The 13,355-nt window shown below is 40.7% G+C and carries 14 protein-coding genes, 1 pseudogene and 1 riboswitch; of the genes and pseudogenes, 10 read left to right on the top strand and 5 right to left on the bottom strand.

What is annotated here, in order from left to right; translation table 11 throughout:
* The 8 genes and pseudogenes from BMZ06_RS09190 to BMZ06_RS20400 form a co-directional block, all read left to right on the top strand.
* The coding region (locus tag BMZ06_RS09190) for an iron-sulfur cluster assembly scaffold protein (RefSeq protein ID WP_175477848.1) at positions 1–233 on the top strand (233 nt) is incomplete at its 5' end.
* Positions 234–266: 33 nt separating this feature from the next.
* Positions 267–1,664: a Fe-S cluster assembly protein SufB gene (gene sufB / locus BMZ06_RS09185; protein WP_089751752.1), complete on the top strand. Its 1,398-nt coding sequence runs from the start codon at positions 267–269 to the stop codon at positions 1,662–1,664.
* Positions 1,665–1,843: 179 nt separating this feature from the next.
* Complete coding sequence (locus BMZ06_RS09180; RefSeq protein WP_089751751.1) at positions 1,844–2,656, top strand: sulfite exporter TauE/SafE family protein; 813 nt, start codon at positions 1,844–1,846, stop codon at positions 2,654–2,656.
* An 11-nt stretch (positions 2,657–2,667) separates the two neighbouring features.
* The gene (locus BMZ06_RS09175; protein WP_342708711.1) at positions 2,668–4,059 is read left to right on the top strand and encodes a bifunctional metallophosphatase/5'-nucleotidase; all 1,392 of its coding nucleotides are present in this window, start codon (positions 2,668–2,670) and stop codon (positions 4,057–4,059) included.
* Between the two features lie 104 nt (positions 4,060–4,163).
* Positions 4,164–4,940 carry a sporulation protein YunB gene (yunB, locus tag BMZ06_RS09170; RefSeq protein ID WP_089751749.1) on the top strand — a complete coding sequence of 259 codons (777 nt, stop codon included), beginning with the start codon at positions 4,164–4,166 and terminating at the stop codon, positions 4,938–4,940.
* A 54-nt stretch (positions 4,941–4,994) separates the two neighbouring features.
* Positions 4,995–5,184, top strand: a riboswitch (Lysine riboswitch).
* A 134-nt stretch (positions 5,185–5,318) separates the two neighbouring features.
* Complete coding sequence (locus tag BMZ06_RS09165; protein ID WP_089751748.1) at positions 5,319–6,872, top strand: Na+/H+ antiporter NhaC family protein; 1,554 nt, start codon at positions 5,319–5,321, stop codon at positions 6,870–6,872.
* 221 nt (positions 6,873–7,093) lie between these two features.
* Positions 7,094–8,623 (top strand): annotated as a pseudogene (locus BMZ06_RS09160) (sodium-dependent transporter).
* Positions 8,623–8,715 carry a MetS family NSS transporter small subunit gene (locus BMZ06_RS20400; protein WP_139205816.1) on the top strand — a complete coding sequence of 31 codons (93 nt, stop codon included), beginning with the start codon at positions 8,623–8,625 and terminating at the stop codon, positions 8,713–8,715. Before BMZ06_RS09160 ends, BMZ06_RS20400 begins: the two are co-directional and overlap by 1 nt.
* Before the next feature lie 46 nt (positions 8,716–8,761).
* On the opposite strand, the gene BMZ06_RS09155 is transcribed toward BMZ06_RS20400, so the two are convergent.
* Together BMZ06_RS09155 and BMZ06_RS09150 are read right to left on the bottom strand one after the other, a co-directional pair.
* The gene (locus BMZ06_RS09155; RefSeq protein WP_281244457.1) at positions 8,762–9,655 is read right to left on the bottom strand and encodes a M23 family metallopeptidase; all 894 of its coding nucleotides are present in this window, start codon (positions 9,653–9,655) and stop codon (positions 8,762–8,764) included.
* A 121-nt stretch (positions 9,656–9,776) separates the two neighbouring features.
* Positions 9,777–10,400 (bottom strand): YhcN/YlaJ family sporulation lipoprotein, encoded by a 624-nt coding sequence (locus BMZ06_RS09150; protein WP_089751746.1) that lies wholly within the window; start codon positions 10,398–10,400, stop codon positions 9,777–9,779.
* 132 nt (positions 10,401–10,532) lie between these two features.
* Between BMZ06_RS09150 and BMZ06_RS09145 the strand changes: the two genes are divergently transcribed.
* On the top strand, positions 10,533–10,808 hold the full coding sequence (locus BMZ06_RS09145; protein ID WP_089751745.1) for a YutD family protein: 276 nt from the start codon (positions 10,533–10,535) through the stop codon (positions 10,806–10,808).
* Between the two features lie 50 nt (positions 10,809–10,858).
* Here the strand turns inward: BMZ06_RS09145 and BMZ06_RS09140 are convergent, their stop codons facing one another.
* Genes BMZ06_RS09140 through glpX form a run of 3 tightly spaced genes read right to left on the bottom strand, consistent with a single transcriptional unit; the run spans position 10,859 to position 12,455 of the window.
* Positions 10,859–11,152 carry a cytosolic protein gene (locus tag BMZ06_RS09140; RefSeq protein WP_089751744.1) on the bottom strand — a complete coding sequence of 98 codons (294 nt, stop codon included), beginning with the start codon at positions 11,150–11,152 and terminating at the stop codon, positions 10,859–10,861.
* 48 nt (positions 11,153–11,200) lie between these two features.
* Positions 11,201–11,467 carry a DUF3055 domain-containing protein gene (locus BMZ06_RS09135; RefSeq protein WP_089751743.1) on the bottom strand — a complete coding sequence of 89 codons (267 nt, stop codon included), beginning with the start codon at positions 11,465–11,467 and terminating at the stop codon, positions 11,201–11,203.
* Positions 11,468–11,480: 13 nt separating this feature from the next.
* Positions 11,481–12,455: a class II fructose-bisphosphatase gene (glpX, locus tag BMZ06_RS09130; protein WP_089751742.1), complete on the bottom strand. Its 975-nt coding sequence runs from the start codon at positions 12,453–12,455 to the stop codon at positions 11,481–11,483.
* Positions 12,456–12,602: 147 nt separating this feature from the next.
* On the opposite strand from glpX, the gene hepT reads away from it, so the two are divergent.
* Complete coding sequence (gene hepT / locus BMZ06_RS09125) at positions 12,603–13,046, top strand: type VII toxin-antitoxin system HepT family RNase toxin (protein ID WP_089751741.1); 444 nt, start codon at positions 12,603–12,605, stop codon at positions 13,044–13,046.
* The last annotated feature ends 309 nt before the right edge of the window (positions 13,047–13,355 follow it).

The following is a 13,355-nucleotide window of genomic DNA, read 5'->3' as shown; positions in this document are numbered from 1 at the left end:
CCTCTGCTTCCATGATGACTCAGGCAATTAAAGGGAAACCAGTCGAAAAAGCGCTCAAGATGTCTGAACTCTTTTCAGAGCTCATGCAAGGAAATGAAGTGGACACTGACGAGCTTGACCTTGGAGATATAGAAGCGCTTCAGGGAGTTTCTAAGTTCCCGGCACGTATTAAGTGCGCCACATTAGCCTGGAAGGCTATGGAAAAAGGCGTAGATGAAGAAAAGCAGGATTAAGCTTTTGTCAATACCAAAAGGAGGTATATAATCATGGCTAAAGAAGCACCAGAAGTTGGAGAGTATCAATATGGATTCCATGAAAAAGACATTTCGATTTTCCGTACTCAAAAAGGTTTAACGAAGGAAGTCGTGGAACAAATCTCCAATTATAAAGAAGAGCCTCAGTGGATGCTTGATTTCCGCCTGAAGTCTTTAGAACAATTTTATAAAATGCCTATGCCGCAATGGGGCGGAGACCTATCAGAACTGAACTTCGATGATATCACTTACTACGTGAAACCTTCCGAACGTTCTGAACGCTCTTGGGATGAAGTTCCAGAAGAAATCAAAAACACGTTTGATCGTTTAGGTATTCCAGAAGCTGAGCAGAAATATCTTGCAGGTGTATCAGCTCAGTATGAATCAGAAGTGGTTTATCATAATATGGAAAAAGATCTTGAAGACCTGGGTGTTGTATTTAAGGATACCGACTCAGCTCTTAAAGAGAACGAAGATCTTTTCAGAGAATATTTCGGTAAAGTGATTCCACCATCTGATAATAAGTTCTCTGCACTAAACTCTGCGGTTTGGTCTGGAGGATCATTCATTTATGTTCCTAAAGATACAAAAGTAGAAACACCACTGCAGGCTTATTTCCGAATTAACTCAGAAAACATGGGACAATTCGAACGGACATTGATCATCGCTGATGAAGGTTCCTCTGTACACTATGTAGAGGGATGTACAGCACCTACCTATTCATCCAGCTCACTTCACAGTGCGGTGGTAGAAATCTTTGTTAAAGATAATGCTTATTGCCGTTATACCACGATTCAAAACTGGGCGAATAACGTCTATAACCTGGTTACGAAGCGTGCAGTAGCTGATTCCAATGCGACCATGGAATGGGTAGACGGAAACCTTGGATCTAAACTAACCATGAAATACCCATCTGTTATTCTTAAAGGTGAAGGCGCACGTGGAATGACTCTTTCCATCGCTCTCGCCGGCAAAGGACAGCACCAGGATGCAGGTGCTAAAATGCACCATCTGGCACCTAATACGTCTTCAACTATCGTTTCGAAATCCATTTCGAAACATGGAGGTAAAGTTACGTATCGCGGGATTGTCCAATTTGGTCGTAAAGCCGAAGGTGCACGTTCGAACGTAGAATGTGACACGCTAATTATGGACAACGAATCTACTTCAGATACCATTCCTTATAATGAGATCATGAATGAAAATATCTCTTTGGAACACGAAGCCAAAGTTTCTAAAGTATCTGAGGAACAACTATTCTATCTTATGAGCCGTGGTATTTCTGAAGAAGAAGCAACTGAAATGATCGTAATGGGCTTCATTGAACCATTCACGAAAGAACTGCCAATGGAATATGCCGTAGAAATGAACCGTCTAATTAAATTCGAAATGGAAGGTTCAATCGGTTAATTCAATTAAAATCTTACACTGAAAGTACAGGTGGGTTTCCCACCTGTACTTTTTTATGCAATACTATTTGTGCGTTTAAATCAGGACTGATATTTTTAATTCTTAACATAGGCTGGATGTTTTAAGAATAGAAAACATGATACTATAATATTATCTATAGAGATAAAGGATGTTTTAAAATGGTCATCCTCATGTTTTTGATCGGTTTAGTGACAGCATTAGTGGGAAGCATCGCTGGATTAGGCGGCGGTGTTATTTTAGTACCTGCTTTACTATTTTTAGGAGATCAGCTAAGTACCTTCGACTGGGTAACTCCCCAGTCAATTGTTGGAATTTCGCTGGTGGTCATGATATTTACAGGAATGTCCTCTACTCTTTCTTATTTGAAGCATGACCGTGTAGATAAAAAAATCGGATATGTTTTTTTAATAGGAAGTGTTCCTGGGGGAATTATAGGCTCGTGGTTAAATCAATTTTTTAAAACTGATATGTTTTCTTTATTGTTCGGCTGTATTATGATAGTAGTTTCTTTGCTGTTTTTTATACCGAGGAAAACTCCAGGTACTTACTTATTCAATAGAGGTCTCAAAAGGGAGAAGGTTATTGAAGGGACAACTTATACGTATCAGATGCCGATTTTTTTCGGTCTTGTCCTATCTCTTGGGGTAGGATTGCTGTCGGGGTTGCTCGGCATTGGCGGAGGTTCTCTAATGGTGCCCGCCATGATTTTATTATTCAATATACCCGCCCATATCGCAACGGCTACCTCGATGTTCATGATATTATTTGCGAGCATCTCAAGCTCGGCTACTCATATCTTTCTAGGTCACGTAGAATGGGCTTATACACTCTACTTTATTCCAGGGGCATACTTAGGAGGAACGCTCGGAGCCCGTGTTAACCGATATCTAAAAGGACAAGCTGTCGAATGGTTTTTAAGGGTATTATTGATCTTAATCGGTATCCGTTTAATATGGCAAGGAATTGGATAAGGAGACTGATGATGAAGGAAAAATTATTTTTTTATTACACAAGTGATTTACATAGTCATTTCGAGAATTGGCCCCAAATCGTCGGCTACTTTAAAAGGAAGAAAGATCAGCACAACCGGAAAGGTGAAAATTTCTGGTTAATGGACAACGGAGACCATGTGGATCGATTCCATCCGATAGCGGAAGGGTTAATGGGAAAAGGTAACGTGGAACTTTTGAATCAAGCTGGCTATCATCTCGCGAATTTAGGGAATAATGAAGGAATCACACTTTCTAGTGAGGACCTTTACACCCTTTATGACCAGGCGAATTTTGAAGTGATTTGTGCGAATCTCAGTTATGGTGAGGGAGACCAGCCTAATTGGTTGAAGTCATATGAGATTTTGACCTCCAATAAGGGCACGAAGATTGGGGTGATTGGATTGACAGCACCCTTTAAAACATTTTATAGACAGCTTGGGTGGGAAGTTGAAGCTCCCTATGATTCATTGGATGAATTGTTAAATGAGGTTCGTGAACAATCAGATATTGTGATCCTTCTTTCTCATTTAGGTATTAATGACGATGAAGAAATTGCACGTCGTTATGAAGGGATAGATGTTATTATTGGTGGCCACACACACCACTTATTCCAGAATGGTGAATACACGGAGAATTCGCTTTTAACAGCTGCCGGAAAACATGGCACTCATCTGGGGGAAATTTTATTAGAATGGGATAACGAACAAAAAAAATTAATGAAAAAAGAAGCATATGCAATTCCCACTGAGAATTTACGTAAAGATGAGAAAGTTACACAGGATGTACAAGTGATGAGGGAAAGAGCCATTGATCTTTTACAAACTCCCGTAACGAAGTTAACTAAGCCTTTATATATAGGCTGGTTTCAAGAGACCTCTTTAATGTCCAGACTTACCATAGAACTACAGAAGTGGACAAATTCTGACGTGGCGATGCTGAACGCGGGTATTTTATTAGATCATTTAGGAGAAGGGGAAGTGACCTATCAAGATGTGCACCGGATCTGTCCTCACCCTATGAACCCCTGTAAAGTAGAATTGAAAGGGGATGAACTACTGGAAGTCATTAGGGTAGCTCATACAAGAAAGTTAACTGAAATCCGATTGAAAGGATTTGGCTTTCGCGGAGAAGTAATCGGTAAAATGGTTTTTGCTGGCGTGGAAATTGAAACGAAAAAGTCGCAGGATGGTGAAGAACGCGTAGTAAGAGTCACGAAAAATGGCGTTCCTATTGATCAGGAGAAGTACTATACTCTCTCAACCGCTGATACATTTACATTCGGCAGGCTGTTTCCTGAAATTGCTTATGCTCCCAATAAGGCTTATTATATGCCTGAGTTACTCCGTGATTTGTTATCAGAAGCTCTAAAAACATATGAATAAAGAGCGTTACAAATAGATACGCAGCCGAGGTTCAAAGATATCATTATTTCTATGCCTAAACCTCTTCTGAACTACATATAGTTAGTTCAGGAGGGGTTGTTTTAATGGGGAAAAATAAAGTTACAAATGGGCCCTCAATTGGGAAAAGAATTGTTTTGACTTTCTTGTTTTTTTTACTTTTTACCGCTTTAAGCCTATGGTTAATCAACCGTGGGATTACTCCTGCGCTCATTGGCATAGCTGAAACGAAAACACAGCAACTGGCAAGAGATGCGATCAATGAAGCCGTCAATAAACAAATAGCTGAAGACTTACAATTTAATGATTTAGTTAAAATGGAAAAAGACGATAACGGAAATATTGTGTACATGGGCTGGAATTCGGTTGTGGTGAACAGGGTGCTGAGAAATACTACGTACCGCGTTCAAAACTTTCTAAAGAGAATGGAATTAAACGAATTGCCGATGGAAGATACAACTCTGGAGCCTGACATTGATCCTAATATGACACAGGAGGAACTTGGCGAACAGCCCGCAACCTTAATTGAGATTCCTGTCGGACAGGCGACAAATAATTCGCTCCTCGCTAACCTTGGACCTAAAGTACCGGTTCAGTTACGAGTAATTGGGGATGTGCAATCAAACTTCCAAAGTGAAATTACGGAGTACGGAATTAACGCTGCATTATTTCAACTATCTATTCATATTGAAGTAAATGTAAGGATTGTCATTCCATTCTCAACTGAAACGACAACCGTCGCTACAGATATTCCAATAGACACAGCTACTATTTTAGGAGAAGTTCCTGACTTCTATGGCGGCGAGGGAGAAGCCCCGGACAAATCACCATCTTTTTCCTTTCCGATGGATGCCTTGCAATAATTTAACTAGACTGATAGAATTGCATGGAAATAAATATGCGTGACCTTATCAGATCGGTGAGGTAGAGGTGCAGACGTCATTAGTAATCAATGGGAGCCAGGCAAGCCAGGATCATTGATGAAAGGGATGAGTTTCTGCCGAAGTGTACGATAGTGTTGTCAGACTATCCTATGCTGGTGTATATCTGAAAAAGAGACACACTGTCATGCATGCTCTTTTGGGTGCATGGGGCGCTACTGATCGAAATGGAGGATAATCAAGTTGCTACAGGCAATGATAGGTTATTTTCTACTATCATTGTCTTTTTTTAATCCTCATTTTTATTGGCAGTAGCCTTCCTACTCCCGTTTACATCAAAAGATTTACGGAGGGAATATCATGGAAGGAACGATTTATTCATTAATTCCGGCAGTCTTAATGCTGGTCCTTGTGTTACTAACAAGAAGAGTGATTCTATCACTGGGCATAGGAATTATTATCGGAGCATTTATGCTCACGGGAATCGATCTCAAAGAAGGTCTTCTATTAATCTGGTCGTTATTTTCAACTATTTTCGTGAGTGAAGGAGCTCTCAATACAGGGAACCTTTATCTGTTATCATTCTTATTTTTATTAGGGATCACTACAGCCTTTATGACAGCCTCAGGGGGAAGTAAGGCTTTCGGAAAATGGGCTGTTGAGAAAATTCGCACACGAAAAGGGGCAAAACTGCTTCCGGCTATTTTAGGTATTATCATTTTTATTGATGACTACTTTAACGCGTTAGCTGTTGGCCAGGTGGCCAGACCTGTAACAGACCGTTACAAAATATCAAGGGCTAAGCTTGCCTATTACATTGATTCTACATCTGCTCCCATTACCGTTATTTCTCCGATATCGAGCTGGGGTGCTTATATTATTGGCACAATCGGAAGTATATTAGCAGCAAATGAAATTTCTAATTATCAGGCATTGGAAGCTTTTATCCTAATGATTCCTGCCAATTATTATGTATTCGCTGCGCTACTTTTAGTCTTTCTCACTATCTTCTTAAAGCTCGACATTGGAGCTATGCGGACGCATGAGAAGAGAGCTTTGGATACTGGTCAGCTAACTAACCCCGAAGGTGATGTTCCAGGGGATTTAAATGATGAGTTTAAGCAGCATAACAACGGCAAAATTGCTCATTTAATTCTTCCAATTGGAGCGCTTGTAGCAGGGACAGTAGCTACTATGATTATCACAGGTATTCGAAACACGGAGGGTGCCGTAGATCTGCTTGCGATTTTCGCAAATACCAATGTGAATATTTCCTTATTTATAGGGGGACTAGTAGCTGTGGTTACGGCAGGTGTTTTATATGCAGGACAGGCTGGACCAAAGTCGGGAGTGTCGCTTGTATTCTGGGAAGGGATTAAAGCCATGCTACCCGCCATTTATATATTAGTTTTTGCCTGGATGATTGGAGATATTATCAATCAGTTGCAAACAGGGGAATATTTAGCTCAACAGTTCCGCCAGGCGGATATTAATGTTGCTTACCTGCCATTGCTTATTTTTATTATTTCTGGATTCATGGCACTTTCCACGGGAACTTCCTGGGGAACATTTGGAATCATGCTTCCGATAGCCGGGGAAATAGCGGCTGTTACGGAGCCGGCTATGATTCTGCCTTCTCTATCAGCTGTACTAGCTGGTTCTGTATTTGGAGACCATTGTTCACCTATATCAGATACAACAATATTATCCTCTACAGGGGCAGGTGCAAACCATATTGACCACGTACTCACCCAGCTTCCTTATGCAGGTATTGCGGCTGTGGCGGCCTCCGTTGGATATATACTTCTCGGCCTGACGGGGCAAGTGTGGGTCCCACTATTAGCTACTCTGGCTGTTGTGGTGCTTATAGGTATATTGATTCATTCCTATACATCTTCAGTAGAGAAGAAATAAATGTAAGAATTATCCTAAGGATAGAGACTTTTCAAAGTTTCTATCCTTTTTTTGTTATTTTTGTTAAATTCTAAATATTTTAAAATAACTTTGACAACCCCCAAACGGATGGTTATAATTTAAGCAGAAATAATCAGAAAAAAATAAAAATTTTGAAACATCCTCTCATTCCTTCTTTAGGGTTAAATGAGGGGTTATATAAATAAAAGGGGGTCTTTCACATGGAAAATCGTGCACAATGGGGGACGCGAGTGGGTTTCTTGCTAGCTGCTATGGGGTCAGCTATCGGGCTTGGTAACATCTGGCGTTTTCCTGCCACTGCTTACGACAGCGGCGGAGGAGCATTTATCGTACCTTATCTATTTGCTTTACTTACAGCAGGTATTCCGCTTCTAATCATGGAATATACCATCGGTCATAAATACCGCGGGTCTGCACCAAAGTCTTTCGGTAGAATTAAAAAGGGCTTTGAATGGCTGGGATGGTGGCAAGTTGCCATATCCTTTGTTATTTCTACTTATTATGCTGTTATTATTGCCTGGGCAATTATGTATGCTTTTTATTCTTTCAACTTAACTTGAGGCGATGATCCAACTGCATTTTTCGTAGGAGATTTTCTGGAGCTTGCCGATGCGGGAGCGATTGGCGGACTTGTTCCGAAAGTACTGCTGCCTTTGCTTGCCGTTTGGGTTATTACTTTAGGGTTTTTAGCACGAGGCGTTAAAAAAGGGATTGAAGTAGCTAATAAAATATTCATTCCGCTACTTGTCGTCTTATTCTTAATTATAGTCGTCAGAGCAGTAACGCTTGAAGGAGCTGCTGATGGTCTATCAGCATTCTTTACGCCGGAATGGAGCCGGATTGCTGATCCTAACGTTTGGGTGGCAGCCTACGGACAAATCTTCTTCAGTTTATCAATTGCCTTTGCCATCATGGTAACTTATTCTTCTTATCTGCCGAAGAAGTCAGACATTACGAACAATGCCTTTATAACCGGATTTGCTAACTCGTCATTTGAAATCTTAGCTGGTATTGGTGTGTTTGCAGCTGTTGGATTTATGGCATTCCAATATGATACTTCTGTCGGTCAGCTGGCTGCTGAACGTGGAGTTGGGGGAATTGGACTGGCATTTATGGTATTCCCTGAAATTGTTAGCCAAATCCCGGGCATACCTGGACTGTTTGGATTCTTATTCTTTGCTTCCCTTGTTCTTGCCGGTCTCTCTTCCTTAATTTCTATTACAGAAACGTATGTAGCGGCTGTATCGGAGAAATTTAATGTTTCCCGTGTTAAAGCCGTGCTCTTCGGAGGAGGTCTCGCAGCAGTTATTTCCCTTCTTTACGCTACAAGAGGCGGGCTAAGCATACTGGATACGGTCGACCATTTCATTAACACGTTTGGTGTTGCATTATCAGGTCTCGTTGAAATTGTTGCTCTAGCTTGGCTTGCGCGCAGTATTAAAGGTCTGAAAGAACATGCGAACCAAACTTCTGACATTATGCTGGGCAACTGGTGGGTGGTTTGTCTACAGGTTATTACACCTATTGTCCTTGGGTACATGATGGTTCAGAATCTTATTCTTGAGTTGTCCTCTGCTTATGAAGGTTACCCTGTTACTTTATTGGTTGTTGGGGGCTGGTTAGTAGCTATTGCAGCTATTGTTGTAGGCGTTCTTTTCTCTATGAAGAAATGGCCGAACAATGAGTTAGAATTCAATGACGATAAAGACTCGAAAGGGGCTGCTAGATAATGGCGATTATCATGTTTATTATCACCGTAACCATTATATGGGGAGGACTTGCGCTCAGTATTACCCACGCAGTCCGAAAATCTAAAAGTTAAGATAACAAAAACCGGAATGGTGAATTTAACCACCATTCCGGTTTTTTTAATTCACCATACGCTCCCATTTTTTAAGGAATGGATATGGATCGAAGGCCCATTCATTTTTGCCGTTATCCTGATACATACCGTAGTGTAAGTGTGGAGGGAATTTTCCTGAAGTTCCTGGTGGCCCGTAACCTGAAGCTCCGACGGATCCTATTACGTCTCCAGGCTGCACCACGTCTCCCACTTCTATATTCTCTGCAAATCCGTTAAGATGTGCATAATAATGATAAATGTTGTAAATATCACGAATACCCACTCGCCAGCCTCCAAATTTGTTCCAGCCCTTCATTTCAATTACTCCATAAGTGGTGGACTTGACAGGTACTCCATAATTAGCAAAAATATCCGTGCCTTCATGAATACGTCGTCCTCCAAAACCACGGGCATCACCCCAGGTGCTCCTATAGCTGTAATTGGCTTCTGTTGGTACGGGGAAGTCTCTTTTTGTCAAGGAGACTGTCTGGAATTTTTTAAATACTTCCGCAGTATTCATAATGGTTTGCACGGTTAAATCACGCTTATAGTAGTTGAATAAAGCAATTTTAATATCATCTTCTGTGGTACCATAAGATTGAATGTATTGTCCGATGGTCCAAAGGACATCTTCATCATTTTTAATCTCCGCTTTGTTATCGCCATTGCCGTCAGAACCCCACCCGTTAGGGAAGAAATCTACAGGCATCTCGCCCGCGCTCCCTGTCCAAAAAAAAGGTTCAGGTTTAATAGCTGTGATCCGACCTTCTTTAGGATCATCATGGACTTGGCGTTCATATTGATCAACAGCCGCAAGGTACTCCCATGGAATATTTGTAAGAGCCTCTGTTTTTTTATACAAGGCCATTCTTGCCTGACTATCCTGATCCGCATATATATGTTCACTTCCAAAGATCATCAATACAAAAAAGATGAGCAATATACCTAAACATTTCATTAATATTCACCTACGATGGTTTTTGATACTGTTAGCATGAACTACATGCTTAATGTTATGTTTGGAAATGAAAGGCAGATGATCAGGTCTCTGTACCAGGTCTATCATCAGTCCCCATATTTGGTCCTTCACTGGGCTGGTCACTATCATTTTCAGGGACTTTACCTTGCGGAGATTTCTTCATTTTCTTAATAATACTGTCGATCACTTCCGTATATTGTTCATCATATACAGTGGAAGTACTTACACTTTGGATGTCTCCAAATGAAGCTGGGTCATCGGAAACAAAGACGTGGTAAAAGCTTGGTACTAAAGAATAAGCAGTCTTTTGAACCATATCAGCTGCTTGCTCTCGGTCGTGATTATTGGGAGGCTGGTACGCGACGAGAATTTCGTTATCTGTAACTAAAGTAGCCACATCTTCAAATCCATCATACCGTAGAATCATTCTAGTAATCATGTCAGCCATTTGTTCACGGTTAACTTTAATGTCCCGGTTTTTTTCAGCTTCCTGATCCAATTGGTCTTTCTTAAACCTTACATAACCCACTTGCCCTTCAAGAGGCTGATCATTGTAATTATCCATAGCGTTTCCGTTTAGAGTATCTCCATCACGTGTTTCTTCTTCTCGGTCTGTTGTTTCATTACAGCCGGTGATCATTAACAGACAGGCTAATAAAATAGGTAAAATGGTTAGTTTTTTCACTTCTTTTCCTCCTTATTGATCGGTTGCACTTAGGTTGAACTTTTTTTTATGAATCATACTTATTTTGTAAAGTTGTATTTCCGCGTTATTCGGGAAATATGATACACTTATGTCAGGATAGAGGTGATAGACGTGGTAGAAATTTCAGGTAAGAACTTTGAAATTGTAGAGAATCATCGAGATGCCTTTCAACAGGAAGAAGTAGAAGGAAGGTTTAGCGATATATTAAGTAAGTATGATTTTATAGTTGGCGACTGGGGATATGGTCAGCTTCGTCTTAAAGGTTTTTTTGATGATCAAAACCCAAAAGCCACATTCGATACAAAAATCAGTACGCTTGAAGATTATTTGTATGAGTACTGCAACTTTGGCTGTGCCTATTTTGTGTTGAAGCGTGTACATCAGTAAAACCGACGGGTTTTCAAGCCCGTCGGTTTTTTATGGTAAGAAAAAGTGATTTATTCGGATTCTTCTTCTGAAGGTTTTATATCCCGGTTTTTCTCGTCATGAATAGGATGAGCGCCATCCTCTTGACGTTGAAGGTCTTGATGCAGTGCCTTATATTCATAGTTGAACGCACTGTAGTAACGCTGTTGTTCTGTCCAGGGAGCACTCTTCTCATTGGAAACAGGTTTATCTTTATTTCTTGGGGCACCATAAGGTCCTTCAGGAAGCTGTTCAGGCGTTAAATAATTACGCTGTGCCTCTACATTAGCAAAATCAGAATAAAGCTTTTTATCTTTTCTGCTCATAAAAAAACCTCCCTTGGCTTTTAGCTTTTCCAGGGGAGGTTTCTTTATTCAAAGGAGGTCGGGAAGGTAGTTCCTTAACTCTTCAGCTTCCATAGCACTTAATTGGAACAAGTGTTCCAAATGACCATCTTTACTAATTGTTTCTTGATCCAACAAGGCTTGACGATTTTTGTGAAGGTTAATAACCATCGTCTGGTTATTAAAATGAGCAGCTTTCATTAAAGCAAGCTCGAAACGATGGCTTCCGGCTGTAAAGCATACAAACCGGGTGCTAGTCTCCTGAGTAAAGTCCTCTAGGAGAGGTTTTTGAGCCATGAATTTTCAACTCCTATTCTTCATTCGTTACTAAATGGGGTTTATAATCCAGATGATGGTGAGCTTTAATAAATCGTACGGTTCTAGTTTTAGCCCGCATGACAATTGAATCTGTTTGAGCCAGGTCACCACCTAAGAATTTTACTCCATCCAACAGTTCTCCTTCGGTCACACCGGTTGCTGCGAAGATCGCATCATCACTTTTCACCAGATGATCGAGCGTCAAATGTTGTAAGGGGTCTTCCAGTCCCATCTGGCGACAACGTTCCATTTCTTCCTCATCTTGCGGAGCAAGTCTGGCCTGCATATCTCCGCCTAAACTTTTAATAGCTGCAGCTGAGATGACACCTTCTGGGGCGCCACCTCTCCCTACGAAAAGATCTACACCTGTCTCCGGAAGGCAGGTAGCAATGGAAGCTCCTACATCTCCGTCACCAAACAACTTTACGCGGGCTCCCTTTTTGATAACACGATCAATAATATCTTGATGGCGATCACGTTCTTGAATGATAACCGTTAAATCCCGAACCCGTTTATTATTCGCACGGGCCACAATATCAATCGTGCGTTCAATAGGATCATCAATATGGATGAGCCCTTTAGCGTACTTTCCTACAGCAATCTTGTCCATATACATATCGGGAGCATGAAGCAGAGCCCCACGTTCTGCTGCAGCTATAACAGCAACAGCATTATTATGCCCTTTTGACACAATATTAGTACCTTCTAAAGGGTCAACAGCAATATCCACGGAAGGACCGGTCTTATTTCCCAATTCTTCACCGATATAAAGCATTGGGGCTTCGTCTAGTTCACCTTCACCAATAACAACGACCCCTTCCATTGATACAGAATCAAACATCGTTCTCATAGCAGTAGTTGCTGCATCATCAGCACTCATTTTATCGCCTCTGCCCATCCACTGAGCTGAGGCAATAGCTGCTGCTTCCGTTACTCTCACCAATTCCAGTGCTAATTCTCTATCCATATATTCTCCTCCGATTCATGTTAAAATTAGTATACACTAATAAAAAGTGGCGTAAGTAATATCGCCTTTTTTTTAATTAAAACCATGCATTATGTTATCATATTTAAGAGATTTGTGTGAAAAAAGTTTTTGTGCGGAGGTATTAGGATGTATTTTGTAAACCGTGAAAAGATTGAAGAAATTTTAACGTATATGGAAAAAATCTTAGATGAATATTCAAAGTCCTCGTATCAATCATTTTCAGATAAGCTTGCGATTGAACGTCTTACTCATATTAGTATTGAAGCTATTATAGATGTAGGTAATATGATGATTGACGGCTTTATTATGCGGGATCCAGGGAGTTATGAAGATATAATTGATATTTTAACTGATGAACAAGTACTTCCAGAAGAAGAGCAGGAAGGGTACAAACAATTGATTGGTATTAGAAAAATGATTGTCCAGCATTATACGGCAGTTGATCACCAAACTATTAAGGACACTTGGAGCCGTCAGTTTAATGAAATCCAAGAATTCCCAGACCGTATACGCTATTACTTAAACCATGAATTGGGCCCTGTGTCAGCATTTTCCAACGACAGTAAATAGTCATTAGATCAATAATCATGATAAAATAGTCGCGTGTATAACGCGATTTTTTATTTAATTATTAGCCTTGGTGATAATGCGTTGGCTTTGTTAATGAAGGTCATGAGTGCATAAGAGTTTTATTAAACTAAAGGGCCGGTTAGTTGAAGACTCAGTTTCAAGATATCTTGGGTCCGTTGCTCTATGTGGAAGAGGGCTGGTGGGGAAATAACTCGCTTTCCTATGGGGGAACGGTGAGCTTCCTCGCTCGTTTTACTCTCTGTGGGATCTCACCTAATTCCTTCTCCCATGGGAGTCTCGCCATTTCCC

This window comes from Halobacillus alkaliphilus, from assembly GCF_900113125.1.
Classification (GTDB): Bacteria; Bacillota; Bacilli; order Bacillales; family Halobacillaceae; genus Halobacillus; species Halobacillus alkaliphilus.
This window is presented reverse-complemented; position numbering and strand designations above follow the sequence as displayed.